Source organism: Halobaculum marinum, assembly GCF_029338555.1.
GTDB classification, from domain to species: Archaea; Halobacteriota; Halobacteria; order Halobacteriales; family Haloferacaceae; genus Halobaculum; species Halobaculum marinum.
The window spans coordinates 1466173-1490654 of the sequence record NZ_CP119989.1; the positions used below are offsets into that span (position 1 = coordinate 1466173).

The window sequence follows — 24482 nt, forward strand, 5'->3', positions numbered from 1 at the left end:
GGTGGGCGTCTCTGGTCGGGGGTAGTCGGTCGTGCGGTGTGTCGTGCGGTCGCTCAGGCCAGTTCCCCGAGGTCGGCGTCCAGGTCCGCCGCCGTCGGGTCCGCCGCCTCGCGACGGATCGCCAACTGCTCGTCGAGCCACTGCTCTTGGCGGTCTGGGCCGCCGATTCCCGCCAACGGCTCGATGGTCTTCGCGCCGGCGGCGGCCATCCTGCTGAGCAGGCCGCCGCGCTCTTTGAGCGCGTCTCTGGTCGGTCGGTCGGCGAACACGACGACACGGTCGTACTCCTGTTTCCTGACGCGCGTCGCCACGTCGGCGACGACGTCCATCGACCACCGCGCCTGTTCGGCTGGTTCCAGTTCGTCGAACTCGCGGTCGATGCCCTCGACCTCTTCGTCCGGGTCGAGTACACCGTGGCGCTCCGAGAGGACGACCCACTCGTCGCACACCAACTCCGCTAGCTCTGCCTTTTTCGAGAAGAACGCCGTCGCGTAGCGATCCCTCGCCCGTCCCCGCCCGCGGAACGGACAGGCGCCAGCCTGTACGAGTCCGAAGGTCTCCATACGCGACGAACTGAGGGGAGTTTTATAAATCTTGATTCTCGATTCCGATATATGAGTCGGCCGACGGGTTGAACACTGCGGCGTGACCACCGGAGGGGTATGAGCGACGGTGAGCCGGACTTAGCAACGAGAGTGAGCGAGGTGTTGGAGACGGACGCCGAGGCGTTCGAGGCGCGTGCCGCTGCCGACGCCGAGACGGTGAAGGCGGAGCTTCGGGACGGCACCTTCGACAACCACCAGTCGATCGTCGGCCTCGAGTACGAGTTCTACGCCGTCTCGGAGGGGCGCTGGCGCGACGGCCGTGACGGGGGTGACGCTGACGGGTCGTCCGCGAGTGCGTCCCACCTCAGTCGGGTGCCGCGCCGACTGCTCGAACTCATCGGCTTCGAGAAGGAGTTGGGCCTCCACAACGCCGAGATGACGACCAGTCCCCAGCCACTCAACGCCGACGGCCTCCGAGCGCAGGCCTCGGAGGTACGAGCGCGCTTGTCGGCGGCGCTAGACACCACCCGCGCAGAGGGGATGCGCCTCGTCTCCGACGGGATGTGGACGATTCCCCCGGTCGGCGAGACGGCCCGCGAGTACCTCGTCGACGCCGTCGAGGCCGACGGCGTGCGCATCGCGACGAACATGAGCGACGCCGTCCGGTACCACGCGATGGCCAACAGCGCCGGGACCGACTCGTTCTCGGTCGACGCCCCGCACGTCGAGTTGACCGCGGGGACGGTGATGCCCGAGAGCCTCATCACCTCGATCCAGCCCCACTACCAGGTCGCAAGCGCCGAGGACATCCCGCAGCACCACGACCTCGCGCTCCGTATCGCCGGGCCGCTGCTCGCGTTGGGCGTCAACGCCCCGTTCTTCCCGGCGGACCTGTACGCGGCAGACGCGACCGCCGAGGACGTGCTCGCGGACGGGTGGCACGAGAATCGGGTCGCCGTCTTCGAGTCCGTGCTCAACAGCGGCGGCGCGGAGAAGGTGACGTTCCCCCGAGACCTCGACAGCGTGGCGGAGGCCGTCGACCGCGTGGCAGCCGACGCGACGATGGTGCCCATGTCCGTCGCGGAGGGCGACCGCTTCGACGACGCGTTCGCCACGCTGCGGCGCAAGCACGGCACCTACTGGCGGTGGGTCCGTCCCGTGTTCGACGGCGCCACCCGGTCGGCGGCCAACGCCCGCATCGAGTTCCGGCCCATCCCCGCACAGCCCACCGTCCGCGACTCGGTGGCGTTCCTCGCGGCGTTCGCTGGACTGATGGAGAGCCTCCCGAAGCGCCGCCACCCGGTCGCCGACCTCGACTGGGAGACGGCGGAGGCGAACTTCTACGCCGCCGTCCGCGACGGCATCGGCGCCGACCTCTCGTGGGTGACGACCGACGGCGCCGAGACGACCGACCGCGCGGAACTGTTCGACGACCTCCTCTCGCACGCCGAGGCGGGGCTGGAGGACGCAGGGGTGCCCGAAGTCGAGGCGGAGTCGTACCTCAAACCGCTCCGCTGGCGCGCAGCGCACGGGACGACGCCGGCGTCGTGGAAGCGCCGCCGCGTCCGCGAGCGACTCGCCGACGGCGACGACCTCGCGGACGCGATCAACGGGATGCAGCGCACCTACATCGAGCGCCAGCGCGACACGCTGCTCGGCGGCACGTTCGCTGACTGGGTCGAGGAGTGAGCGCCTCCTATCGCCGTCGCCCGCTCCGCCTCGGCAACTGACGCACGGTCAGAAGCCGATGTGTGAGGTCGAACTCGGCCCGTCGTCGCCGTCGTCCCGCGCTCCCGCGTGGCGGAACGTGTAGTCGTCGTCGACGAGGAACACCGCGCCGTCGGCGACGGCGACCTCCACGCTCGGGAGCGTCGTTCCGGCAGCCTCGCCGTTGTCACACTCCCCCGAACACGAGTCGAACATCGAGCCGTGTTTGGGGCAGATGATCTCGCCGTCTCGCACGGCGGCGCCGCGACCGCGGTCGAGTCGTTGGTACTCGTGGGGACAGACGTTCACCCACGCGCGGACGCCCGGCGGGTCTGCACAGCGAACGAGGATCATCTCCTTGTCCTCACCGTACGGGTCGCTCGCGGTGAACAGGTACGACCCCGACTCGGGGACGTCGTCGACCGCGGCGACCCGTGTTCCGTCGGTCATCGTTCGGCGGTCGCGGGGGCGGGTGAAAACGCTTCCCGCAGGTGGGACGGTCGCATCGCTCGTCGATTGGGAGCTGCCTGGTCAGAATCTCGATGCGACGGCGGACCGGCCGGCGCGACGGCGGTCTTACTCGGCGACCGCGTCGATGTCCTTGTGCTTGGTGATCTCGACGCCGTCCTCGGTGACGACGGCGACGTTGATCCCGTTGCCGGAGGCGGTGTCGCGCTCGACGGCGGACTTGATCGCGCGGGCGGCGACGCGCTTGGCCTCGTCGACCGAAAGGTCGTCGCTGTACTCCTGCTCCAGCACGCCGAGTGCGAACTGCGAGCCGGAGCCGGTGACGGTGTACTCCTCTTCGGTCATGCCACCCGCGGCGTCGATGGAGTAGACGTGGGCACCCTCGTCGTCGACGCCGCCGAGGATGGGCTGGACGATGAAGAACGCGCCCGAGCGGAGGAGGTTGCCGGTGAGCGTCGACAGCGCCTGCATGCTCATGTCCTTGCCGCGGCGAGCCTCGTACAGGTTCGTCTCGGCCTTCAGCGTCTGGATGAGGTTCTGCGCGGCGGAGACGGAGCCCGCGATGGTGAGCGCGCCCGTTGGGTGGATCTCCTCGACCTTCTGGACGTCCTTCGAGGAGACCATCCGGCCCAGCGAGGCGCGCATGTCGGTCGCCAGCACGACGCCGTCTTCGGTGCGGAGGCCGACGGTCGTCGTCCCGGTCTTCATCTCACCCTCGCCCGTCGCCTGGGCGCGGCGCTCGTCGGCGTGGGGGAACTCCCCGAGTTCCGGCCCGAACACGGTCTCGTCGCCGCCGATCGCGTCGAGGTCCGCGAGGTCACTAGATGGTCGCATTGACTCGCGGTACGTCTCCGCCGCTGATAAATGCACCCCTTCAGGAACTCTCCGACGGCGCCGCTATCTCTCGGTCTCGGCGTCTGCCTCGTCGCCGCGCTCGGACTCGGTGGCGGCCTCGGCGGCGTCGACGGCGGCGTCGTAGGCGTCGTGGATCCGGGCGACGACGCCACCGATCGGGAGCCGGATCCCGACCTGACGGCTGAGGAGGACGAACGGGAACGCACAGATTCCCGCGAAGACGGTGAGGTGGTGGAGCGCGTGGAGTCCGGCGTGGCGGACGGCGCGTGCGGCTTGGGTCATACCGTTGTCCGCCTTTGGCACCCTACCCGGGTATAAGCGTGTCGGCCCGCCGGATCCGGACGATCCGTGCGCAGTCTGTCGATTCCAGCGGAATCGGCTCGGCGGACCGACCGGCACCGATTCCGCTGGGTGAGACTCGCACCTTCCCGAGTGCGCACACCGACGATTCTCATAAGTTACGGGAATCCACCGAGTCCCGTCCGGGTTCCCATCCGGGCACCGTTCGGGGTCAAGGTGGAGTCTCCAGCGTCACGAGGCCACGAAAACTGGCGTCAGCGGGGGTTCTGCGATGTGGGTCGTTCTCAGTCGCTGATCGCCTCTGGCGACGAGGCGTCCTCGCCGGTCGGTATCCCCTGCGAGCGGAGGTGTTTCGCCAACTCGTCGGCGGTGAGACCGGTGTGGGTCGCCGCCTGTTCCAGGGTGAGTGATGTGCCGCGATACAGGGTCGCCGCCGTTGTCAGTGCTTGCAGGGACATTCGTCGGACGATCTGTTCTGACCATGGCCATACGTATAGCATTTTCGGATATTTCTGTGTCTGTCTGTTCTTCTACGCGAGGAACCGCCACACACGTCTCGTCCATTTGCGGTGGGATTCCGATTGTCGGGGTTCGACGGTTGGAACTGTGGATCCGGCACACCCACCACCATCGTCGACGACGCGGCCCCCGGGCCGCGCGGCGGGACCGCCGAACCAACGGGTTATTGTCCACAGGTCCGGGAGTGAGAGTATGAGCAACTATCTCGTCGCCCTCGAGGCGGCGTGGCTGGTCCGCGACGTCGAAGCGATCGACGACGCAATCGGCGTGGCGGTGAGCGAGGCAGGTCGGCGACTCAACGAGGCGAACAAGGAGTTCGTGGACGTGGAGGTGGGCGCGACGCCGTGTCCCGCCTGCGGCGAGCCGTTCGACTCGGCGTTCATCGCCGCCTCGACCGCCCTCGTCGGCCTCATGCTGGAGATCAACGTGTTCAACGCCGACAGCGAGGAGCACGCCACCCGCATCGCGAAAAGCGAGATCGGTGGCGCACTCCGCGACGTCCCGCTCGACGTGATCGACGTGATCGAGACGGAAGCCGACGACGAGGACGAGTAACCCGGCGTTCGCCGACCCGTTCTGTCGATCCACCGATGGAGAGCGACCGCCACGGCGTCGGCGGCGTGGGGTGCGGATCGACCGAACGCTTTTTAATAACCTCGGGTAATCACCCGGCATGGAACTCCCAACGCCGCAGGACCTGCGCGAGCGGCGAACGTCGCTCGATCTCACGCAGAGCGCGCTCGCCGACCGCGCGGACGTGTCACAGCCGCTGATCGCCCGGATCGAGGGCGGGGACGTCGACCCCCGACTGTCGACGCTCCGGCGCATCGTCGAGGCGCTCGACGAGGTCGAGGGCGACGTCGTCCGCGCCGCAGACATCATGCACGAGTCGGTGATCAGCGTCGCCCCCGACCAGTCGGTCCGGGAGGCGGTCGACCTGATGGAGGGGGAGGCGTACTCGCAACTCCCCGTCATCCAGAACGGGACGCCGGTCGGCTCTATCTCCTTCTCGGACGTGAACCAGGCCGGCGAGAACGCCGCGGATCTGCCCGTCAGCGAGGTGATGTCGGAGTCGTTCCCGCCGGTGAGCCCCGACGCGACCGTCGACGAGATCCGGAACCTGCTGGAGCACTACAAGGCGGTCGTCGTCACAGAGAGCGGTGACGCGGTCGGTATCATCACGGAGGCGGATCTGGCGGCGCAGTTGTCCTGAGAACGCTAATCCCAGCGATATCGACCGCGTAGACTGCTCCGACGCCTTCTATAGCGAGTTCTTGATCTTCTCGAAGAAGCCTTCGCTCACGTCGATCTCTTCGCCGCCGGCCTCCGCGAACGTCTTGAGCGCCTCCCGCTGCTCCTCGTTCAGGTCGTCCGGCGTGACGACCTGCACGTTGACGTAGAGGTCGCCGTTCCCACGGCGCCGGAGTCGCGGCATCCCCTTCCCCTTCAGGCGGAACGTCTCGCCACTTTGGGTGCCCGCGGGCACTTCGAACTCGACGCTGCCGTCGAGTGTCTCCAACTGCACCGTGTCGCCGAAGACGGCCTGCGGGAACGACACCGGCTCCGTGAGGTGGAGGTCGGCGCCGTCGCGCTCGAACCGGTCGTCGCCCTCGACGCGCACCTCGATGAGCAGGTCGCCGTCGCGCGCGCCGGGTTCGCCGGGGGCACCCTCGCCGTCCATCCGGAGGGTCTGTCCGTCCTGAATGCCGGCGGGCACGTCGACCGTCAGCGTCGACTCCTCGCGGGTGATCCCCGAGCCGTCACACACTGCGCAGTCCTCGGAGTACAGTTCGCCGTCGCCCTCACACTCCGGGCAGGTGGTCGTCTGCTGGACGCGCCCGAGCGGCGTCTGCTGGACGCGCGTCACCTGGCCGCGACCGTCACACTGCGAGCAGGTCCGAACGTCGGCGTCCTCGGGGTGGCCCTCGCCGTCGCACTCGTCACACCGGGTGGGTCGCGCGACCGTGAACTGCTTCGTGACGCCGTCGTGGGCCTCCTGGAGGTCGATGTCGAGGTTGGTACGGAGGTCCTTCCCCGGACGTGGGCCGCCGCGCCCGCGGCCGCCGCCACCGCCGAACAGGTCGTTGAAGATGTCGCCGATGCCGCCCATACCGCCGGCACCGCCGCCCATCCCCCCGAACGGGTCGCCGCCCATGCCGCCGGCGCCCGCGCCGCCGGGGCCGCCGTCGAAGCCGCCGCGCTTCTCGGCCTGCTCGAAGCGGTCGTGGCCCATCCGGTCGTACGCCGAGCGCTTCTCCTCGTCGGTGAGGACCTCCTTGGCCTTCTTCACCTGCTTGAACTTCTCCTCGGCGTCGTCGGCGTCGCTGACGTCCGGGTGGTACTCGGTCGCCTTCTGCCGGTACGCCTGTTTGATCTCGTCCTCGGAAGCGTCGCGCGACACGCCGAGCACGTCGTAGAAGTCCTCGCTCATTCGTTGTTCGTGGATACGTCCCTCCGGCTATTTCAATCGCGTGGCTTCCGGGACGACTGTTCGCTGAGGGACGTGTCCACACGACGAGAGCGCCGACGCTCGCGACCGTCGACGGTAGCACGCAACGAAAGAAGAACCGAAGTCCGCCCTCGTCCAGCGAACTGTTCGTCGTCCGAATGACCGACTCGTCGGCGTCTACGACTCCTCTTCGTCGTCCACGTCCTCGAAGTCGGCGTCGACGAACTCCTCGTCGTCGCCCTCGGCACCCGCGGCGCCCGCGCCGGGGCCACCGCCCATGCCACCCATGCCGCCGGGGCCGGCGCCGCCGGCGCCGCCCGGTCCGGCCTGGGCCTGCTGGGCCTGCTCTTGGTACATCTGCTTGCCGATCTCCTGGAGCGCGTCCGAGAGGTCCTCGGTCGCGTCTTCGAGTTCGTCGGCGTCGGCCTCCTCGTCGCCGAGCACCTCTTGGACGTTCTCGATCTCTTCGCGGATGTCGGCCTCGAGGTCGTCGTCGACGTTCTCCTCGTTCTCCTCGAGGAGCGTCTCTGCGCGCTGGACCGCGCTCTCGGCCTCGTTGCGGGCCTCGATGCGGCGGCGGCGTTCCTCGTCCTCCTCGGCGTGCTGCTCGGCCTCCTGCTGCATCTGCTCGATCTCCTCGTCGGAGAGGCCCGCGCCGCCCTCGATGGTGATCGATTCGGCGTTGCCCGAGCCCTTGTCCTCGGCCTCAACGTTGACGATACCGTTCTCGTCGATGTTGAAGCCGACCTCGATCTGCGGGGTGCCCGCGGGCGCCGGCGGGATGCCGGTCAACTGGAACTCGCCGAGCAGTTCGTTCTCCTCGGCGATCTCACGCTCGCCCTGGAACACGCGCACGTCGACGGACGTCTGGTTCGGTGCCGCCGTCGTGAAGATCTTCGACTCCTCGGTCGGGATGGTCGTGTTCTTCTCGATGAGGCGCTCGAACAGGCCGCCCTTCACCTCGATCCCCAGCGAGAGGGGCGTCACGTCGAGCAAGACGAGGTCGTCCACGTCGCCCGAGAGCACGCCGCCCTGGATGGCCGCGCCCATCGCGACGGCTTCGTCGGGGTTGACGTTCTTCTTCGGCTCGGTACCGAGAATGTCGGTCACCTTCTCCTGCACCTGCGGCATCCGGGTGGAGCCACCGACGAGGATGACCTCGTCGATGTCGCCGGCGTCGTAGCCGGCGTCGGCCAGCGCCTGCTCGGTCGGCTCGACCGTCCGGTCGATGAGGTCCGACGTGAGGTTCTCGAACGTCGCGCGGGTGATCTCGGTCTCGAGGTGGACCGGGCCGGAGTCGGTCGCCGTGATGAACGGGAGGTTGATACTCGCCTGCTTCCGGGAGGACAGTTCGATCTTCGCCTCCTCGGCGGCGTCCTTCAGCCGCTGGAGCGCCTGGCGGTCCTCGCGCAGGTCGATCCCGTGGTCGTTCTGGAACTCCTCGGCGAGGTGGTCGATGATCGCCTCGTCCCAGTCGTCGCCGCCGAGGTCGTTGTCCCCGTTCGTCGCGACGACCTCGTACACGCCGCCGCCCAGGTCGAGGACGCTCACGTCGAAGGTGCCGCCACCGAGGTCGTACACCATCACGGTCTGGTCGGACTCGTCGTCGAGGCCGTACGCCATCGACGCCGCGGTCGGCTCGTTGACGATGCGCTCGACCTCGAAGCCGGCGATCTCGCCGGCGTCCTTCGTCGCCTGCCGCTGCTTGTCGTTGAAGTACGCCGGCACCGTGATGACCGCCTTCTCGACGTCGTCGCCGAGGTACTCCTCGGCGTCGCGCTTGATCTTCTGGAGGATCATCGCCGAGATCTGCTGGGGCGTGTAGTCCTCGCCGTCGATCTCGACGGAGTAGTTCTCCTCGCCCATGTGCCGCTTGATCGACTGGATCGTGCGGTCGGGGTTCTGGACGGCTTGGTTCTTCGCGGGTTTCCCGACGAGTCGCTCTCCGTCGTCGGTGAACGCGACCACCGACGGCGTCGTTCGGTCACCCTCGCCGTTCACGATGATCTCCGGGTCGTCCCCCTCCATCACCGCGAACGCAGAGTTCGTGGTCCCGAGGTCGATTCCGAGGATCTTGTTGGTCGCCATCTTGCCCCTGGATAGCGCCGCGAGTCCGTTAAACGTTACTAGACAGAGCGTACCGTGGTCCGATAGGAAGTCGACGCCTGCTTGCGATCTTCCGTCTCGCGGTGCGGCGCGAGTGGCAACGCTTATCACGAACCGCGAACGCAGCCGGCGGCGACGACGACGGGGACGGATTCACCGTCTCCTGGTGCGGCGTCGTCGACGCGCGTAGTCCGGTCGAGTCTGCGTTCAGCCGAGCGCCGCCGGCCCCTCGCGCAGCGCCGCGACCGCCTCGGCGACGATCTGATCGCGGTCCGGCGAGGCGAAGCACTCGTGCCCGCCGTCGTACAGTCGGATCCGGTCGGCGGGCAGACGCTCGCCGACGGCGTCGACGCCGACCAGTCCGTCGGTCAGCGTGCAGAAGGCGACTTCGTCGTCGGCGGCACGGGGGAGTGACTCCTGTGCTCGGCGTATCTCGCGGACGAACGACGGCGCCAACCCGAGCGCCTCGCGGGCGCTCGGATCCGCGAGGGCGCCGAGCGTGTCGCGGTCAGGTTCGACCGGCACTAGTTCACGACTCGTCGGCAGCGCCCCCAACACCCGAAACGGGAGCCGCTGGCTCGGGTGGAGTCCCCACCACGGACTGAGGTGGACGGCCTGCTTCGGGAGCACGCCGTCGTCGATCGCGTGGGCGGCGATGAGGCCGCCGGTGCTGTGGGAGAGCGCACGGTCGAAGTCTGGCCCGTCGGCGACGTAGTCGGCGAGGGGCCGGAGGTACTCGTCCTCGAAGCTCGTCACGTTCGTCGGAATCTCGCAGGCGTGGGTTCGGTACCCCTCGTCGGCGAGCGTGTCGAGGAGCCAGCGCGGTTCCGGCTGGTCGGCGGTGTTCCCCCAGCCCATGACGAACAGCAACGGCTCGCCGTCGTCGGGACCGTGGACGGTGAACTCCATGTGGACGCTGCACGCGCGGGCGACAAAACGGTGTGGTGCGCGAACGGCGCGGTAGGGTGCGGGCGCGGCGCGGGACTGTGTGGAGGCGCGTCGCCGCGACGGCGACCGCCTACTTCTCGTCGTCGCTGACGGTGACCTGCGCGGCCTCGATCACTTTGTCGGCCATCTCGTACCCCTCTTTGTACACGTCGGCGACGGTGCCCTCGGGGTGCTCGGAGTCGACGCGCATCATCACTTCGTGGCGCTCCGGGTCGACGGATTGCCCCGGTTCCGGCGAGATGATCTCGACGTTCTCCTCGCCCAGCACGCGGTCGAACGTCTCCAGCGTCGACTCGACGCCCGGGCGGATGTCGGCGTCCGCGTCCTGGTCGAGCGCGCGCACCAGGTTGTCGCGCACGTCGGTCAGCCGCGCCACGAGGTCCTCGGTCGCGCGCGCCTTCTCCTGCTCTTGGCGCTTCTTCGCGCGCTTCTTGTAGTTCTGGAAGTCAGCCTTCGTCCGCCGGAGGCTCGACTCCAACTCCTCGACGCGCTCGGCGCTCTCGGCGGCCTCGCGTTCGAGCGCGGCCACTTCCGCCGCGAGCGCGTCGTCGTACTCGGCGACCGCGTCCGCCAGCGCCGTCTCGGCGGCGCGTTCGCCGTCGCCTGCCTCCTCGTCGACGGCTCCCTCCTCCGATTCGTCGTGTCCGACGTCGGCCTCGTCGCTCATACCACACCGAAGCGGTCGCGCGGAAATACGGATTGCGGATCCGGTCGTCGCGGGCGGGTCACTCGTCGGCGTCGGCCGCCGGGCCGCCCTCCTCGCCGTCGGCGGCCGCACGGAGGTCGTCGATCCGACTCGACAGCACCGACAGCGCGGCGTCGGCGTCGACGTACCCCTTGTCGTACTCGTCGTACACGTCGTCGGCGCCGGCGAGGAACGTCGCCACCGCCTCGTGCATCCCTCTGCCGCGACTGTCGTCGGACTCGTGGTCGGTCACGCCCGGAGGTTCGGGCGCACGCCTTGAGTGGGTTGCGGCGACCACGTACGAGGGGACTAACGAACGGCGCGGGTCGCGTACGTCGCGGCACCGATGTCTCGCCCGGTCCGGCGTCGTACTCTAGCCCGTCACATGAGTGATGCCCGCCCGTAGCGTCGCGGCCTCGGCGCGGGAGGCCGCATCACTGCTCCGCGATGTCGTCGCCCGCGGTCGCGAGGCCGGCGTCGGCTTCCTCGCGGCCGCCGTCGCCTACTACGCACTCGTGTCCCTGGTCCCGTTGGTCGCCCTGGCGGCGCTGGCACTCGCCACCGTCGCCGGCGAGGCGGTCGCCGACCGGGTGGTCCTCGCGCTCGGCGACTCGCTGTCGGTGTCCGGCCGCGACACCGTTCGCCGAGTGTTCACTACGGCGGTCGGTCGCTCCCAAGCGACCGTCGTCGGTGCGGTCGTGCTCGTGTGGGGAGCGTCACGACTGTTCCGCGGACTCGACCGCGCCGTCGGGCGGGTGTATCGTCTCGACGACGGCGGCGGGACGGTCCGTCGCGCCCGGGACGCCGCCGTCGTGCTCGCGGCGGTGGTGACCGCCGTCGTCGCCGCCGTCGGCGTCGACCTCCTCGTCCCCGTCAGCGACCCGTCCGGGCCAGTGGGGCGCGCAACCGCCGTCACCGTCCGGGTCGCGGTCTTGTCCGGACTGCTGTTCCCGGCGTACTACGTGCTCCCAGACACCTCGCTGTCGATCCGGGAAGCACTCCCCGGGAGCGTCCTCGCGGGCGTCGGGTGGGCGGCGCTGTACGCCGCGTTCGACGCCTACGTCGCCGCCAGCGCCGGGGGCGCGCTTTCGGGCGCGCTCGGCGCCGTGGTGCTCGTGGTGACGTGGCTCTACGCCGCGTCGGTTCTCCTCCTCGCGGGCGCCGTCGTCAACGCGGTCGTCGCCGGTCACTGACCGCCGAGCGTTGCTTCTCTGTGGAGGCGACGACGGCGCACTTATGCCTCGCGCCCGGCCACCTCCGTCCGTGCCGTCGGTAACGCTCACCTACGAGGACGGGACGGTCCGGGTCGCCGGCGCGCCCGACGAGTCGCTCCCGGGGGTCGAGACGGACGCTCGCTCGGCCGCCCGCCGGGCGCCCGCCCACCGCTACCCCGAGGTCCGCGACGCCCTCCACGAGCGCGGCTACGACGTGACCGACCGCGTCCTCGACGCCCCGGACCTCCCAGCGCTGTCGTCGGGGTACACCCTCCGCGACTACCAACGGGAGGCGCTCGACGCGTGGCGCGACGCGGGTCGCCGCGGCGTCCTCGAACTCCCGACGGGGAGCGGGAAGACCGTTATCGCGCTGGAGGCCATCGCCGAGGCGGGCGTCGCCGCGCTCGTCGTCGTGCCGACGGTCGACCTGCTGGAGCAGTGGCACCGCGAACTCTCCTCGACGTTCGACGTGCCGGTCGGCCGCCTGGGCGGCGGCGAACAGCAAGTCGAGGCGATAACGGTGTCAACGTACGACTCGGCGTACCTCCGCGCCGACGAGTTGGGCGACCGCTTCGGCCTCCTCGTGTTCGACGAGGTCCACCACCTCGGCGGCGAGGGGTACCGCGATATCGCTCGCCTGTTCGCCGCTCCCGCGCGCCTCGGCCTGACGGCGACGTTCGAGCGCCCGGACGGCGCCCACGAGGCGGTCGTCGACCTCGTCGGCCCCGTGGTGTACGCGCTCGACGCCGACGACCTCGCGGGCGACCACCTCGCGGACTACGAGGTGCGCCGCGTCGAGGTCGAACTGACTGACGACGAGCGCGAACGCTACGAGGCCGCCCAGGGAACGTTCCTCGACTACGTCCGCGACGCCGGGATCACGTTCCGCTCGGGGTCGGACTACCAAGAACTCGTGAAGCGCTCGGGGAACGACCCCCGCGCACGCGAGGCGCTCCTGGCGAAACAGCGCGCCCGCGAGGTGATGATGAACGCCGACGCGAAGCTCGACGAACTCGCGCGGATCCTCGACCGCCACCGCGGCGAGCGTGTCATCGTGTTCACCGCCCACACGGCGCTGGTGTATCGTATCTCCGAGCGGTTCCTGATCCCCGCCATCACCGCCGAGACAGGTGTCGAGGAGCGCCGCGAGACGCTGTCTCGGTTCCGGGAGGGCACCTACTCGCGGGTCGTCGCGGCGAACGTCCTCGACGAGGGCGTCGACGTGCCGGAGGCCAGCGTCGGGGTCATCCTCTCCGGCAGCGGGTCCGAGCGGGAGTTCACCCAACGGCTCGGCCGGGTGCTCCGCCCCGGCGCCGACGGGACGAAGACGGCGACGTTGTACGAACTCGTCACCAGTGAGACCGCCGAAGAACGAGTCGCGCGGCGGCGTCGGTGAGCGACGGCGGACTGCTCACGACTCGGTCACGTCCACACGCATCGACCCCTGCCTGCTGAACTCCTCGTAGGTCAGCGACGTTTCGAGGGTGACCTCGACGCGTTCGCCCGCCGGAACCGTGATCGACTCGGAGGTGGACACCTCACGTTCGTCGTCGTCCGAGCCCGCCGTCGCGGTGACGACGACGGTGCCCGAGCGTTCCTCGCCCGCTCGGTTCTCGACGGTGACGCGGACGAGGAGCGCGCCGTCGTCTCCCTCCACGTCGAGGAAGTCCCTGATGACGAGCCCCTCCTCACCGGTGTTCGGGCCGCCCTCCGGCGAGCGCGGCGGTGTCAACGGTCCCGAGGGCGAGGCGGGAGACGTACAGCCGGCGGTCGCGACGACGCCGCCGGCGACGGCGGCGCGGGCGAGCGACCCGAGGAGGCGACGGCGCTTCACACGAGACGGGTTTCGGGGGTCCAGTATGAGCCTTGTCCATCTCGCCGGCTGATCCGCGCCGTGACCGCCGGCGCTTTACCCCCCGCCGGTCAACTCGAAGCGACCACCGAGCCGTGATCAGAAAGGACCTCCTCCGCGTCAGTCGTCGCGGCGGCTACCGCCCGCAGTTCGTCGCCGGGGACGACGACGCCAGGCGACTGGCCGCTCGCGTCCTCGGCGTGTTCCAGGGCCACGTCGGCGAGCCACGCCGCGCGCTCGACGACGCGCTGGCGGCGCTCGAACGCGACGCCGACGACTTCAAACTCGTCCGGGGGTTCGCCGCGCTGCTGGAGCGGGAGGCGGCGTTCGAGACCCGTGCACCGCTGCCGCCTCGCCGGGCACGTCGGGTCGCGTTCGAACACGCCGAGGCGGTCGGTGTCGCCGGCGACGCCGAGCGCGACGAGGCGCTCGCAGCGGCCGGGGATGCGCTCGGCGTCGACCCCGCTGTGATCGAGGCGTCGCTGTACGCCGACCGCGACGCGAACCAGGTGCTCGCCGCCTTCGACTCGCGGTGGACGCCCGACGAACTGCTCACCCAGTACGACCTCTCGCTGGCGCAGACCGCGCTGTTCGACGCGACCGAAGTCCGCGTCAGGTCGACCGACCCGAAGGCGCTCGTCTCGGCGGCCAAGCGACTCGGCCTCCTGTACGAGATTCGGGTTCTGGACGACGACGACGCCCCGACCGACCGGGTGGTCGTCGTCACCGGGCCGGACGCGTTGTTCCGTCGGACTCGCCGCTACGGCACCGCCTTCGCCCGTCTGCTCCGGACGGTCGCCGCGACCGCCAGTGAGTGGACGCTGGAGGCGGACATCGACGACCGCGGCAGGGAGTACCTGCTCGAACTCTCTCACGAGGACGTGTCGGTACCGGGCGTCGAACCGCTCGCCGAACCGGCGTTCGACTCCGGCGTCGAGGCCGACTTCGCCGCCCGGTTTCGGGCGCTCGACCTCGACTGGGACCTCACTCGCGAACCGGAGCCGCTCCAGGTGGGCGCCAGCGTGATGATCCCCGACTTCGCGTTCGAGTACCGCCACGCCGACTTCCGCGTGTTCTTCGAGGTCATGGGCTTCTGGACGCCCGAGTACGTCGAGAAGAAACTCGACCAACTCGACCGCGTCGAGGACGTGGAGTTGGTCGTCGCCGTCGACGAGTCGCTCGGCGTCGGCGAGGAAATCGCCGCCCGCGACCACCGCGTCGTCACCTACTCCGGGACCGTTCGCGTGAAGGACGTGGTCGACGTGCTCCGCGAGTACGAGGCCGACCTCGCGAGCGAGGTGACCGATGGCCTCCCCGCCGAACTCGCACCCGACGCCGACGTGGTTCGCGTCGACGCCCTCGCCGCCGACCACGGCGTGCCGACGGAGGCGCTTGACGAGGTGGCGTTCCCCGAGCACCGTCGCCTCGGCGGCACGCTCGTCCGCCCCGCGGTGCTGGAGCGCGTCGCCGACGAGGTCGAGGCCGGGATGGCGTACGCCGAGGCGGAGTCGGTGCTTACCGACGCGGGCCTCACCGACGCGAGCGCGGCGCTGTCGGCGCTCGGCTACCGCGTCGCGTGGGAGGGGCTCGGCGGCGGGACCGTGCGAGAGAAAGACGCAGACGGCGAGTCGTAATCGCGGCCTACAGCTCCGGCAGTTCCTCTTGGTACCCCTTCGGCACCACCGACCGGAGTTCGTCGTACAGGTACAGCCCCACTCCGATCGGTACCTGCTCGCCCGCCAGATCGTGGGTCGCGATCAGGTAGCCCCAGTCGCCGTCCCACTCGGGGAGGTCTTGGTCGTGGCCGGCGGCGAACGCCGTCGCCTCCCCCGGCGACAACTCGATCACGTTCTCGGTCGCGAGGTGGCCCCACTTGCGCACCGCGGTCGTCGTCGGCTTCCAGTGCTCTTGGCGCGTCCGGAGGAACGTCATCCCGACACCCTCGCGCTCCTGCGGGCTGGGGAGGTCGCCAGCGAACGCCCAGAGCTTCCCTTTCCCCTTCTCCCAGAAGGTGTGCCCCTCGAACGTCTCCGGAGGGATGCCGAAGCGCGTCTCCCACCACTCCAGCACCTCCGCGCGCGTGGCACGTCCCTCAACCTCGCGGTCGTCTGCGGTCGCGGGGAGGCGGTCGAACTGGCTCCCGTCGTTGCCGGGAGCGCCCTCGCCGTCGCTCATGCGGCCACCTCCTCGTCGCCATCTGCCTCGCCGCCTACACGGAGCTTCGCGAGGAAGAACCCGCCCGTGTCGTTGTGGTGCGGGTAGACGCGGGTCGCGCGCGTCACCTGCTCGTCGAACGTCTCGCCCTCCCACTCGGTGATGCCGGACACCGAGTCGAGCGGGCAGTCCCAGTCGACGACCTCGCAGTCCTCTTCGCGGAGCACGTGGTCCAACACGGCTTCGTTCTCCTCGGGGGCGAACGTGCACGTGGAGTAGACGACGGTGCCGCCCGGGCGCGTCGCCTGCACCGCGCGCCGGAGGATGCCCTTCTGGATGCCGGCGACCTCGCGGACGTGGTGCATCGTCCACTTCTCCAACGCGTCGGGGTTCTTCCGGATCGTCCCCTCGCACGAACACGGTGCGTCGACGAGCGTCGCGTCGAACTCGTCGAAGCCGAAGCCGTTGAGCGAGTAGTTGCGCGCGTCCTGCTGGTCGACGACGAGGTTCGTCACCCCGAGCCGTTCGGCGTTGTGGCGCAGCGCCGACAGCCGGCCGAGACTCGTGTCGTTGCCGACGAGCGTGCCCGTGTCGTCCATCATCGCGGCGAGTTGGGTCGTCTTGCTCCCCGGCGCGGCGCAGGTGTCCCACACGCGCGTCTCGGGGTCGGGGTCCAGCGCCATCGCGGGGAGACACGACACCTCCTCTTGGCCGTGGACCCAGCCGTGGGCGTACGGCCACGTCGTGCCGGGCGAGCGGTCGGCCATGCGGAACAGCCCGTCGTGCCAGTCGACGCGCTCGTAGTCGGTGCCCTCGGCGTCGAACGCGCGGGCGACGCGGTCGGCGTCGGCCGCGAGCGTGTTCACGCGGACGACCGACGGGAGCGGTCGCTCGCAGGCGGCCCGGAACGCCGCCTCGTCGTCCACGAGGGGGACGTAGCGGTCGAGCACGCCGTCGTCGTCGTTCATACCACGGCATCCGCGTCGCCGCGGTTGTCCCTTTCGGACCGCCGGTGTCACCGGTCGGCTGGACGGCGCGTGCCGCACGTCTCCTCGGTGCGCCCCGCACACCGACGGCGTACGTTTATACTACGATGCGAGCGATCCTGTGTATGGGACACATCGACGTGGTCTCCGACCGCACGTTCGAGGAACCGGTGCTCGTGGAGGGGCTCCCCGGGATCGGTCTGGTCGGCAAGATCGTCGCCGACCACCTGGTCGACGCGCTCGACATGGAGTTGTACGCGACGGTCTACTGCGAGGCACTCCCCGCGGCGGCGGCCTACACCGGCGGCGACCGCGCCGTGACGACGCCGCTGCGCCTGTACGCCGCGCCCGAGGCGGACCTGCTGGTGCTCCAGTCGGACGTCCCCGTCTCGCCCGACGCCGCCGAGGAGTTCGGCGGCTGTATCGAGGGGTGGTTCCGCGAGGAGTCGGTGACGCCGCTGTACATCGCGGGGATGCGCCGCGATCAGGCGGGTCGTGGCGGCGGGGCGGCCGCCGGCGACGACGCCGGCGGGTCGACGCTCCGCGGGCTCGCCGTCGGCGAGGGGGCGGCGCTGTTGGACGGTATCGACGTCCCCGTCCCGGAGGCGGCGGGATTGATCTCGGGCCCGACCGGGGCGCTGCTGGCCCACGCGATGGCGAGCGACCTCCCCGCCGTCGGCATCGTCGTCGACGTCGACCCGCGGTTCCCGGATCCCGCAGCCGCCCGCGTCGTGCTGGAGTCGGTCGTCGAACCGCTCACCGGCGTCGACGTCGACGTCGACGCGCTGGAGGCGCAGGCCGAGCGCATCCGGCGCGCGAAAGAGCAGTTGGCCGTCCAGATGCGCGAGGAGGACGACAGCGTCTCGCAGGCCCAGCGGCTCCGGATGTACCAGTAGCGTCGGTGGAGTCGCGACCACCGCCAGGGCGCGCCGAACCCGTCGTCGACACGGGTGGCGAACCCCGCGCGACCAGCCAAGGTGTGCGATGGGGAAACGCCTAACACCACCGGCCTCACCCGTTCCAGCATGACGCAGTTCTCTGACCGCGTGGAGCGCATCTCCATCAGCGGGATCCGCGAGGTGTTCGAGGCCGCCGGTGCCGACGCCATCAACCTCGGGCTCGGCCAACCCGACTTCCCGACGCCCGACCACGCCAAGCGCGCCGCCATCGACGCTATCGAAGCGGGCGACACCGACGCCTACACCGGCAACAAGGGCACGCAGGGCCTCCGCGAGGCGATCACCGACCGCCACGAGGCCGACATGGGCGTCGCCGTCTCCCCCGACGACGTGATCGCGACCGCGGGCGGGAGCGAGGCGCTCCACCTCGCGATGGAGGCACACGTCGACGCCGGGCAGGAGGTGCTCATCCCCGACCCCGGCTTCGTCGCGTACGACGCGCTCGCGAAGTTGGCGGGCGGCGAACCCGTCCCGGTGCCGCTGCGCGAGGACCTCACCATCGACCCCGCAGCCATCGAGGATGCCATCACCGACGACACCGCCGCGTTCGTCGTCAACTCGCCGGGCAACCCCACGGGGACGGTCTCCGACGAGGCCGACGTGAAGGAGTTCGCCCGCATCGCCCGCGAGCACGACGTACTGTGCATCTCCGACGAGGTGTACGCGCCGTTCGTCTTCGACGGCGAGCACCACTCGCCGTTCGAGTACGAACGCGACAACGTCGTCGTCGTCGACGCCTGCTCGAAGCGCTACTCGATGACCGGGTGGCGCCTCGGGTGGGTCACCGGGTCGAACGAGCGAGTCGAGCGGATGCTCCGCGTCCACCAGTACGTGCAGGCCTGTGCGTCCGCACCGGCCCAGTTCGCCGCCGAGGCGGCCCTCTCGGGGCCCCAGGGCGTCGTCGACGAGATGCGCGATGCCTACGAGCGCCGCCGGGATCTGGTCGTCTCGGGACTCGCCGACGCCGGTCTCGACACCCCCACGCCGCAGGGCGCCTTCTACGCCATGCCGCGCGTCCCCGAGGGGTTCGTCGACGAGTGCATCGAGCGCGGCGTGGTCGTCGTGCCGGGCGAGGCGTTCGGCGAGCACGGCGCCGGGCACGCGCGCATCTCCTACGCCGCCGGCGAGGACGACCTCCGCGACGCACTCGAGATCATCGCCGAGGCCGCCGACGCGGTTCGGTGAGCCGATGACGGAGTTCACCCCGGACCTTGGCGAGCGACCCGCCTCCCTCGACGGCCTCCGCGACGCCATCCCGGCGTGCGACCGCGTCGCGTACTTCAACACGGGCGCGACCGGCCCCTCGCCGGACCGTGTGCTCGACGCCGCCGCGGCGTGGGAGCGCTTCCACAAGGTCGACGTGCTCGCCGACGCCGACCCCTACGAGGTCGCGTTCGCGGAGTACGAACGCCTCCGTGAGCGACTCGCCGAGTTCCTCGGCGTCGACGCCGACCGCCTCGGACTGGTCGAGAGCACCGCCGACGGCCTGAGCGCCGTCGTCGCCGCCTACGACTGGGACCCGGGCGACGTGGTCGTGCGCACGGACCTCGAACACCCCGCGGGAACGCTCCCGTTCGATCGCCTCGCGCGTCGCCACGGCGTCGAGGTGCGCGTCGTCGAGGCCCCGGCGGGCCGCATCGACACCGACGCGTTCGCCGACGCGGTCGCCGACGCCGAGATGGCCTGCTTCTCGTCGCTGTCGTGGAACTACGGCACCCGCCTCCCCGTCCGCGAGCTGTGTGAGATCGCCGCCGACGCGGGAGCGTTCTCCCTCGTCGACGCGGTGCAATCGCCCGGCCAGCGCCCGCTCGAATTGCCGGAGTGGGGCGCCGACGCCGTCGCCTGCTCGGGGCACAAGTGGTGCCTCGGGCCGTGGGGGTCGGGACTCCTCGCGGTCGACCCCGCCGTCGACGACGACCTCTCCCCCGCGCAGGTGAGCTACCGGAGCGTCGACGACGCGATGGCCGACGACTACGACCTCAAGCCCGGGGGCGCCCGCTTCGAGCGCGGCACCGCCTCGCTCGCCCCGCACGTCGGCCTGCGCGAGGCCGTCGAGACGCTGGAGACCGTCGGCCTCGACGCTGTCCACGGGCGCGTGCTCGACCTCGCGGGGCGGCTGACCGACCGCCTCGACGACGACCGCCTGCTGTCGCCCGCCGAACCGGAGTCGGGACTCGTGACGGTCGACGTGACCGACCCCGAGGCGACCGTGGACCGCCTCCACGACGAGGGGCTGGTGATCCGCGACATCCCCGACCCCCAGGCGGTCCGGGCGTCGGTGCACGCGTTCAACACCGAGGCCGAAGTCGACCGACTGGCGACCGCGCTGAACGAGGAGCCGTAGGCGAGCGTCGCGGTCGCGTCGCCGCCCGTCGTGACACTAAGTCGACTCGAACGGCCCCTCCGGGGACGCCATCGGACCGGTGACCGGAATCGAACCTGCCCGCAGGTGTGACGGTTCGGTGACTCCCCGGCAGAAACAGCGTTGCTCGCGACGCGTGGAGTGGACGTGATGAACCGGCGACAGTACGCGGCCCTGGTCGGGACGACGGCGTTGGGAGGCGCCGGCGTCGTCCGGGCAGGAGGCGCGAACACGGACGGTGGAGAAGCCGAGCGAACAGCCGACGTTCCCCGGGCACAGGAGGACCCGACGCCGACGACCACTCCCACGCCCGATTCGTCGTCGACCGGATTCGGCCCCCAGACGTTCACGGGGGCGGGAACCGGGACGACCGAGGAGTTCGACCTCCAGCGTGGCCCGATCACGGCCACCTTCTCCGTCGACGGCGACTCCGCATTCACGGCGCAGTTGCTGGCGGTCGAGGGACAGAGCTACGACGACGTGTACCTCGCGATCCTGCTCGCGCCAGCGGCGGGATCACAGGTGGCGACGGTCAGCGTCGCGGGGCCGCACGTCCTCAACGTCGAGACCGACGGGGCGTGGGAGGTGACGCTCGCCCAACCGACGGCCACGACGGGACAGTCGCTCCCCGTCGAGGCGTCCGGGTCGGGCCCCGCGTACGTCGACCTCGTCGCGTTCGACGGTGTGACGCGGGTGAGCGGCACCCACGAGGGGTCCTCGAACTTCATCGTCGAGACCGTGCCGCTCGACCCGGACGACTTCGGCGAACTGTTGTTCAACGAGATTGGCCAGTTCGAGGGCACGACGACCGCGCGGATCGACGGACCGTCCTACGTGAACGTGAACGCCGACGGCGACTGGACGCTGTCGTTCGAGTGAGTCTGGCGCTCGGCCGTCACCTCGTCGGTCGCTACGACGCGGTCGAGACGATCTTGATCACGTCGCCCTCTTCCAACTCCGTGTCCTCGCCGATCCGGCGGTCGGCCTTCGCGTCGACGGCGTGGAGGTAGCCGTCGCCGATGTCGGTGTGGACGGTGTACGCCAGGTCCTTCGGCCCGCTCCCGCTGGGGAGGAGGAACGCGTCCGGGAGGACGTTCCCCTTCGCGTCGGTCCACTTGCTCTCGTTTTGGACGGGGAACGCCGTGATCAAATCGAGCAGCCTGTACACCGACTCGTTGAGCGCCTGCTGGACGCCGGTGCCGCCGAACTCCGCCATTACGTCGCGGATCTGTTCGAGGCCGCGCTCTTGCTGCTCGTTCAGGTCGCCGACGATGTCGAAGTCCTCGTCGCCGGGGTCGTAGTCGATCACGCCCGCCTCGGCGGCCCGCCGCAAGGCGAGTTCGCCGTCGGCCGTCGCGGGGATCACCGGTTTGTCGGTCTCTCGGAGGCGCTCGATGTTCTCCGGCGGCGCGATGTCGGCCTTGTTCGCGACGAGGACGATGGGCTTCGTCTGGGCGCGGATGTCGGCGGCGAGCGCCTCGCGGTCCTCGTCGGTCCACTGGATCGGGTCGTCGGGGTACTCCAGGCCCCGCAAGACGAGCGTCACGTCGTGTTCGGTCGCGCCGAACCCGGTGAGCAGGTCCGTCAACGCCTCCTCCAAGTCGAAGTCCGGCGAGCGCGACTTCCGCTCGACGGACTCCCAGTTGCGGTCGAGGATGCCCGCGAGCCACGCGTCCATCTCGGCCTCGATGAAGTCGACCTCCTCGACGGGGTCGAAGTCGCCGACCTCGACCGGTTCGCCCTCGGCGTTCGTCGCGCCCGCGGCGTCGACGACTTGGAGGATCACGTCGGCGTCGGTGAGCGCGTCGAGGAACTGGTTGCCGAGGCCCTTCCCCTCGTGGGCGCCGGGGACGAGGCCAGCCACGTCGAGCAGTTCGACCGGGACGTACCGCTTGCCGTCGTGGCAGTCCTCGTCGCCGCAGCGCTCCTCGCGCGACAGGCAGGGACAGTCGGTGCGCACGTGGGTGACGCCGCGGTTCGGGTCGATGGTCGTGAACGGGTAGTTCCCCACGTCCACGTCCGCCATCGTCGCGGCCGTGTAGAAGGTGGACTTGCCCGCGTTGGGCTTGCCCGCGAGCGCGATGGAGATCATGGAGGGGAGTCCTCGGGCCCGCCGAAAGGCGCTTTCGGTCGGCCACCCCACGCGGCAGGCGCACCGGGCCCCCGGAGTTACGGCGCCGGCCCTCGATCGCCACACCGTATGGTCGTCTCCGTCTCCGCCGCCGTCGACGTCGTGATCCTCGTCGTGGGTGTCGTGGCGCTGTGGGGCGGCGCACAACTGCTGGTCGGCTCGTCGGTACGCCTCGCACGCCGACTCGGGCTCTCGGATCTGCTGATCGGCGTGACCGTCGTCGCCGTCGGCACGTCGAGTCCAGAGATCGTCGTCACGCTGCGGGCGGCCCTCGCGGGCGCGGGCGACCTGGCAGTCGGGAACGTCGTCGGCTCGAACGTGTTCAACCTCGCGGTCGTCCTGGGCGTCGTCGCCGTGGTCGGGTCGTTCCCCGTCGAGCGCCGGATCGTCCACCGCGACGGCGTCGCACTGTTGTCGGCGACGGGCGCCGCGGCGCTCGCCGTCTCAGACCTCCGCATCATCCCACTGGAGGGGGCGGTCCTGCTCGCTGGGCTGGCCGCCTACACTGTCGTCTCCATTCGGGCCGGCAGGACTCCCGACACCGAAGCCGATCCCGCGACTGCTGCGACGCCAGCGGGTGACCGTGTCGGCTCTCCACTCGCGTCTGCACCCGTGGATCTCTCGACACCGGCGCGGCGACTCGCGACCGGACCGGGCCGCGACGGGGTACTCCTCTTGCTCGGGCTCGCGGTCGTCTTGATCGGCGGCGACCTGCTGGTCGGTGCGGCCGTGGACATCGCACGAACGGCGGGCGTCTCCGAGTGGGTCATCGGCGGCACCGTCGTCGCCGCGGGCACCTCCACCCCGGAGTTCGCCGTCTCGCTCGTCGCGGTGCGGCAGGGGAGTCTCGGCGTCTCCGTCGGCAACGTCGTCGGCTCCAGCGTGTTCAACGTGCTCGGCGTCCTCGGCCTCGCGTCGTTGCTGACGCCGCTAACCGTCGGGAGCGAGGCACTGTCGAGCGTCGCGTGGCTCGTCGGGCTCACCGTCCTCGTCGTCGCAGCGCTGTGGTCTGGCCGACGGCTCTCTCGCGTCGAGGGCGTCGCACTGGCGATGTCGGAGGCAGTTCGCTGGGCCGTGAGCCTCCTTCGGGTGTTCGCCTGACACGCGTGCGGGAGACCCCGCTGTGGGGGGCGGTGCCGTTCGCTTAAATACGGGCGTCGGCTACTCCGGGGCATGACCACGCTGTCGTTCGACGAGAAAGGCGTCGACGTCGTGTACGAGGGGACCGAGTTCCGACTGGAGAAGGACCTCATCGAGGAGGCCACCGAGAAGTCCTACATGGACGTGACCGACCACGAGGTGCTGCAGATCGTGGAGAAACGGCCGTCGCTGACGGGCGAGCCGCGACGGATCGGCGACATCGTCTGAGCGACCGACCCGACAGCAGTCCGTCGACGGAGCTGCTCAGTTCGCGCCGAGGGTCGTCCCGATCGGATCGTCGTCCGGCACCGTCTCGCGGTGGAGTCGCCCCGCGACCACGTCGGCGAGCGTCTGGAGGTTCACGGTGTCGTCGCGGTTGTACGAGACGAGCCGCTCCAGCGCTCGTTCGTCGCCGCGCTCGTACTCGTGCCACAGCCGGACCGCGTCGCGCCCGGTGATCTCCGGGCCGTCGCGGGAGATGCCCAACTCCTTCTCGATCGGTTTGAGGCCACCCGAGAGGCCGACCTTCTTGCAGGGGTACATGAGGTCGAGGTGGGGCGTGTCGACCTCCATCTCCAGCGACGTCTCCAAGAACGGCACGTCGAAGCGGGCGCCGTTGAACGTGACGAGCAGGTTCGCCGCCTCGAACTGCTCGGCGACGGTCTCCGCAGAGAGGTCCTCTCCCTGCACGAGTGTCGTCGTCTCGCCGTCGCGGTGGAACGAGACGGTCGTGACGCGGTTGCGCTCGGGAGAGAGGCCCGTCGTCTCGATGTCGAAGAAGCACGCGTCGTCGCGGAAGTCCTCGTACAGGCGCCACCGCTCTCCGGAGGGGAATCGTTCGTCGAAGAAGCGCGCGTCGTGGTCGTCGAGGCGCTCGCCGGCCTCGTCGACGAACGCCTCGATGCGGCCGGCGGTCGTCGCGCCGACGCCGGGCGCGCGGTCGACCCGGAACTCGTCCCACTCGCGGATCCCGTTCTCCCACATGCGGCGCTCGGTCGTCGCGCCGACCCCCTCGACCGGAATGAAACTGTTTCTGATGCGCATGATCTGCGTGGCGTCGCGGGGCCACCGTGCTCGGTCGCCGGCCCCACGACGACGTGTT

General features: G+C 70.1%; 27 protein-coding genes. 12 read left to right on the forward strand and 15 right to left on the reverse strand.

Features of this window, described 5'->3' with window-relative positions; genetic code table 11:
• Window positions 1-53 precede the first annotated feature (53 nt).
• On the reverse strand, window positions 54-563 hold the full coding sequence (locus tag P0R32_RS07555) for a DUF6884 domain-containing protein (protein WP_276236330.1): 510 nt from the start codon (window positions 561-563) through the stop codon (window positions 54-56).
• Window positions 564-662: 99 nt separating this feature from the next.
• On the opposite strand from P0R32_RS07555, the gene P0R32_RS07560 reads away from it, so the two are divergent.
• Complete coding sequence (locus tag P0R32_RS07560; RefSeq protein ID WP_276236331.1) at window positions 663-2234, forward strand: glutamate-cysteine ligase family protein; 1572 nt, start codon at window positions 663-665, stop codon at window positions 2232-2234.
• A 48-nt stretch (window positions 2235-2282) separates the two neighbouring features.
• On the opposite strand, the gene P0R32_RS07565 is transcribed toward P0R32_RS07560, so the two are convergent.
• The 4 genes from P0R32_RS07565 to P0R32_RS07580 all read right to left on the reverse strand — a co-directional run bounded on the left by P0R32_RS07565 (window position 2283) and on the right by P0R32_RS07580 (window position 4333).
• The gene (locus tag P0R32_RS07565) at window positions 2283-2702 is read right to left on the reverse strand and encodes a Rieske (2Fe-2S) protein (protein ID WP_276236333.1); all 420 of its coding nucleotides are present in this window, start codon (window positions 2700-2702) and stop codon (window positions 2283-2285) included.
• A gap of 126 nt (window positions 2703-2828) precedes the next feature.
• Entirely contained in the window at window positions 2829-3554 is a 726-nt protein-coding gene (psmB, locus tag P0R32_RS07570) for an archaeal proteasome endopeptidase complex subunit beta (protein WP_276236334.1), read from the reverse strand.
• Between the two features lie 63 nt (window positions 3555-3617).
• Window positions 3618-3857, reverse strand: coding sequence for a hypothetical protein (locus P0R32_RS07575; RefSeq protein ID WP_276236336.1), 240 nt, complete (start codon window positions 3855-3857; stop codon window positions 3618-3620).
• 302 nt (window positions 3858-4159) lie between these two features.
• Window positions 4160-4333 carry a DUF7317 family protein gene (locus tag P0R32_RS07580; RefSeq protein ID WP_276236338.1) on the reverse strand — a complete coding sequence of 58 codons (174 nt, stop codon included), beginning with the start codon at window positions 4331-4333 and terminating at the stop codon, window positions 4160-4162.
• Window positions 4334-4586: 253 nt separating this feature from the next.
• Between P0R32_RS07580 and P0R32_RS07585 the strand changes: the two genes are divergently transcribed.
• Together P0R32_RS07585 and P0R32_RS07590 are read left to right on the forward strand one after the other, a co-directional pair.
• Window positions 4587-4949: a DUF555 domain-containing protein gene (locus tag P0R32_RS07585; RefSeq protein WP_276236339.1), complete on the forward strand. Its 363-nt coding sequence runs from the start codon at window positions 4587-4589 to the stop codon at window positions 4947-4949.
• A 118-nt stretch (window positions 4950-5067) separates the two neighbouring features.
• Window positions 5068-5607: a CBS domain-containing protein gene (locus P0R32_RS07590; protein WP_276236340.1), complete on the forward strand. Its 540-nt coding sequence runs from the start codon at window positions 5068-5070 to the stop codon at window positions 5605-5607.
• Window positions 5608-5655: 48 nt separating this feature from the next.
• Here the strand turns inward: P0R32_RS07590 and dnaJ are convergent, their stop codons facing one another.
• From dnaJ to P0R32_RS07615, 5 genes are all read right to left on the reverse strand, one after another.
• On the reverse strand, window positions 5656-6825 hold the full coding sequence (gene dnaJ, locus P0R32_RS07595) for a molecular chaperone DnaJ (RefSeq protein WP_276236341.1): 1170 nt from the start codon (window positions 6823-6825) through the stop codon (window positions 5656-5658).
• Between the two features lie 195 nt (window positions 6826-7020).
• On the reverse strand, window positions 7021-8931 hold the full coding sequence (dnaK, locus tag P0R32_RS07600; RefSeq protein ID WP_276236343.1) for a molecular chaperone DnaK: 1911 nt from the start codon (window positions 8929-8931) through the stop codon (window positions 7021-7023).
• A gap of 225 nt (window positions 8932-9156) precedes the next feature.
• Window positions 9157-9858, reverse strand: coding sequence for an alpha/beta hydrolase (locus P0R32_RS07605; RefSeq protein WP_276236344.1), 702 nt, complete (start codon window positions 9856-9858; stop codon window positions 9157-9159).
• Between the two features lie 109 nt (window positions 9859-9967).
• Entirely contained in the window at window positions 9968-10564 is a 597-nt protein-coding gene (locus tag P0R32_RS07610; protein WP_321170905.1) for a nucleotide exchange factor GrpE, read from the reverse strand.
• A gap of 58 nt (window positions 10565-10622) precedes the next feature.
• Entirely contained in the window at window positions 10623-10835 is a 213-nt protein-coding gene (locus tag P0R32_RS07615) for a hypothetical protein (protein WP_276239447.1), read from the reverse strand.
• A 139-nt stretch (window positions 10836-10974) separates the two neighbouring features.
• On the opposite strand from P0R32_RS07615, the gene P0R32_RS07620 reads away from it, so the two are divergent.
• Together P0R32_RS07620 and P0R32_RS07625 are read left to right on the forward strand one after the other, a co-directional pair.
• Window positions 10975-11775 (forward strand): YihY/virulence factor BrkB family protein, encoded by an 801-nt coding sequence (locus P0R32_RS07620; RefSeq protein ID WP_276236346.1) that lies wholly within the window; start codon window positions 10975-10977, stop codon window positions 11773-11775.
• 43 nt (window positions 11776-11818) lie between these two features.
• Window positions 11819-13192 (forward strand): DEAD/DEAH box helicase, encoded by a 1374-nt coding sequence (locus P0R32_RS07625; protein ID WP_349770196.1) that lies wholly within the window; start codon window positions 11819-11821, stop codon window positions 13190-13192.
• 15 nt (window positions 13193-13207) lie between these two features.
• Here P0R32_RS07625 and P0R32_RS07630 read toward each other — a convergent pair whose 3' ends face one another.
• On the reverse strand, window positions 13208-13630 hold the full coding sequence (locus P0R32_RS07630) for a DUF8726 domain-containing protein (RefSeq protein WP_276236349.1): 423 nt from the start codon (window positions 13628-13630) through the stop codon (window positions 13208-13210).
• Window positions 13631-13743: 113 nt separating this feature from the next.
• Between P0R32_RS07630 and P0R32_RS07635 the strand changes: the two genes are divergently transcribed.
• Complete coding sequence (locus tag P0R32_RS07635) at window positions 13744-15282, forward strand: DUF790 family protein (protein WP_276236350.1); 1539 nt, start codon at window positions 13744-13746, stop codon at window positions 15280-15282.
• 7 nt (window positions 15283-15289) lie between these two features.
• Here the strand turns inward: P0R32_RS07635 and P0R32_RS07640 are convergent, their stop codons facing one another.
• Entirely contained in the window at window positions 15290-15823 is a 534-nt protein-coding gene (locus P0R32_RS07640) for a DUF7122 family protein (protein ID WP_276236351.1), read from the reverse strand.
• A complete protein-coding gene (locus tag P0R32_RS07645) occupies window positions 15820-16770 on the reverse strand; it encodes an RsmB/NOP family class I SAM-dependent RNA methyltransferase (RefSeq protein WP_276236352.1) in 951 nt (316 codons plus the stop codon). The genes P0R32_RS07640 and P0R32_RS07645 overlap by 4 nt, the downstream gene beginning before the upstream one ends.
• A gap of 143 nt (window positions 16771-16913) precedes the next feature.
• Between P0R32_RS07645 and P0R32_RS07650 the strand changes: the two genes are divergently transcribed.
• From P0R32_RS07650 to P0R32_RS07665, 4 genes are all read left to right on the forward strand, one after another.
• Window positions 16914-17684, forward strand: a complete 771-nt coding sequence (locus tag P0R32_RS07650; protein ID WP_276236353.1) for a proteasome assembly chaperone family protein — start codon at window positions 16914-16916, stop codon at window positions 17682-17684.
• Between the two features lie 129 nt (window positions 17685-17813).
• Window positions 17814-18932, forward strand: a complete 1119-nt coding sequence (locus tag P0R32_RS07655; protein ID WP_276236354.1) for a pyridoxal phosphate-dependent aminotransferase — start codon at window positions 17814-17816, stop codon at window positions 18930-18932.
• Window positions 18933-18936: 4 nt separating this feature from the next.
• On the forward strand, window positions 18937-20091 hold the full coding sequence (locus tag P0R32_RS07660) for an aminotransferase class V-fold PLP-dependent enzyme (RefSeq protein WP_276236355.1): 1155 nt from the start codon (window positions 18937-18939) through the stop codon (window positions 20089-20091).
• A gap of 168 nt (window positions 20092-20259) precedes the next feature.
• Window positions 20260-20988, forward strand: coding sequence for a hypothetical protein (locus P0R32_RS07665; RefSeq protein ID WP_276236356.1), 729 nt, complete (start codon window positions 20260-20262; stop codon window positions 20986-20988).
• Window positions 20989-21019: 31 nt separating this feature from the next.
• Here the strand turns inward: P0R32_RS07665 and P0R32_RS07670 are convergent, their stop codons facing one another.
• On the reverse strand, window positions 21020-22201 hold the full coding sequence (locus P0R32_RS07670) for a redox-regulated ATPase YchF (protein ID WP_276236357.1): 1182 nt from the start codon (window positions 22199-22201) through the stop codon (window positions 21020-21022).
• A 108-nt stretch (window positions 22202-22309) separates the two neighbouring features.
• Between P0R32_RS07670 and P0R32_RS07675 the strand changes: the two genes are divergently transcribed.
• Window positions 22310-23341 (forward strand): sodium:calcium antiporter, encoded by a 1032-nt coding sequence (locus tag P0R32_RS07675; RefSeq protein WP_276236358.1) that lies wholly within the window; start codon window positions 22310-22312, stop codon window positions 23339-23341.
• Window positions 23342-23413: 72 nt separating this feature from the next.
• Window positions 23414-23608, forward strand: a complete 195-nt coding sequence (locus P0R32_RS07680) for a DUF5800 family protein (protein ID WP_276236359.1) — start codon at window positions 23414-23416, stop codon at window positions 23606-23608.
• Window positions 23609-23644: 36 nt separating this feature from the next.
• Here P0R32_RS07680 and P0R32_RS07685 read toward each other — a convergent pair whose 3' ends face one another.
• The gene (locus tag P0R32_RS07685; protein WP_276236360.1) at window positions 23645-24424 is read right to left on the reverse strand and encodes a ribonuclease H-like domain-containing protein; all 780 of its coding nucleotides are present in this window, start codon (window positions 24422-24424) and stop codon (window positions 23645-23647) included.
• Window positions 24425-24482 lie beyond the last annotated feature (58 nt).

Coding starts and splice junctions, on each gene's coding strand:
- P0R32_RS07555 (WP_276236330.1), bottom strand. CDS start 563: ATGGAGACCTTCGGACTCGTACAGGCTGGCGCCTGTCCGTTCCGCGGG.
- P0R32_RS07560 (WP_276236331.1), top strand. CDS start 663: ATGAGCGACGGTGAGCCGGACTTAGCAACGAGAGTGAGCGAGGTGTTG.
- P0R32_RS07565 (WP_276236333.1), bottom strand. CDS start 2,702: ATGACCGACGGAACACGGGTCGCCGCGGTCGACGACGTCCCCGAGTCG.
- psmB (WP_276236334.1), bottom strand. CDS start 3,554: ATGCGACCATCTAGTGACCTCGCGGACCTCGACGCGATCGGCGGCGAC.
- P0R32_RS07575 (WP_276236336.1), bottom strand. CDS start 3,857: ATGACCCAAGCCGCACGCGCCGTCCGCCACGCCGGACTCCACGCGCTC.
- P0R32_RS07580 (WP_276236338.1), bottom strand. CDS start 4,333: ATGTCCCTGCAAGCACTGACAACGGCGGCGACCCTGTATCGCGGCACA.
- P0R32_RS07585 (WP_276236339.1), top strand. CDS start 4,587: ATGAGCAACTATCTCGTCGCCCTCGAGGCGGCGTGGCTGGTCCGCGAC.
- P0R32_RS07590 (WP_276236340.1), top strand. CDS start 5,068: ATGGAACTCCCAACGCCGCAGGACCTGCGCGAGCGGCGAACGTCGCTC.
- dnaJ (WP_276236341.1), bottom strand. CDS start 6,825: ATGAGCGAGGACTTCTACGACGTGCTCGGCGTGTCGCGCGACGCTTCC.
- dnaK (WP_276236343.1), bottom strand. CDS start 8,931: ATGGCGACCAACAAGATCCTCGGAATCGACCTCGGGACCACGAACTCT.
- P0R32_RS07605 (WP_276236344.1), bottom strand. CDS start 9,858: ATGGAGTTCACCGTCCACGGTCCCGACGACGGCGAGCCGTTGCTGTTC.
- P0R32_RS07610 (WP_321170905.1), bottom strand. CDS start 10,564: ATGAGCGACGAGGCCGACGTCGGACACGACGAATCGGAGGAGGGAGCC.
- P0R32_RS07620 (WP_276236346.1), top strand. CDS start 10,975: ATGCCCGCCCGTAGCGTCGCGGCCTCGGCGCGGGAGGCCGCATCACTG.
- P0R32_RS07625 (WP_349770196.1), top strand. CDS start 11,819: ATGCCTCGCGCCCGGCCACCTCCGTCCGTGCCGTCGGTAACGCTCACC.
- P0R32_RS07640 (WP_276236351.1), bottom strand. CDS start 15,823: ATGAGCGACGGCGAGGGCGCTCCCGGCAACGACGGGAGCCAGTTCGAC.
- P0R32_RS07645 (WP_276236352.1), bottom strand. CDS start 16,770: ATGAACGACGACGACGGCGTGCTCGACCGCTACGTCCCCCTCGTGGAC.
- P0R32_RS07650 (WP_276236353.1), top strand. CDS start 16,914: ATGGGACACATCGACGTGGTCTCCGACCGCACGTTCGAGGAACCGGTG.
- P0R32_RS07655 (WP_276236354.1), top strand. CDS start 17,814: ATGACGCAGTTCTCTGACCGCGTGGAGCGCATCTCCATCAGCGGGATC.
- P0R32_RS07660 (WP_276236355.1), top strand. CDS start 18,937: ATGACGGAGTTCACCCCGGACCTTGGCGAGCGACCCGCCTCCCTCGAC.
- P0R32_RS07665 (WP_276236356.1), top strand. CDS start 20,260: ATGAACCGGCGACAGTACGCGGCCCTGGTCGGGACGACGGCGTTGGGA.
- P0R32_RS07670 (WP_276236357.1), bottom strand. CDS start 22,201: ATGATCTCCATCGCGCTCGCGGGCAAGCCCAACGCGGGCAAGTCCACC.
- P0R32_RS07675 (WP_276236358.1), top strand. CDS start 22,310: ATGGTCGTCTCCGTCTCCGCCGCCGTCGACGTCGTGATCCTCGTCGTG.
- P0R32_RS07680 (WP_276236359.1), top strand. CDS start 23,414: ATGACCACGCTGTCGTTCGACGAGAAAGGCGTCGACGTCGTGTACGAG.
- P0R32_RS07685 (WP_276236360.1), bottom strand. CDS start 24,424: ATGCGCATCAGAAACAGTTTCATTCCGGTCGAGGGGGTCGGCGCGACG.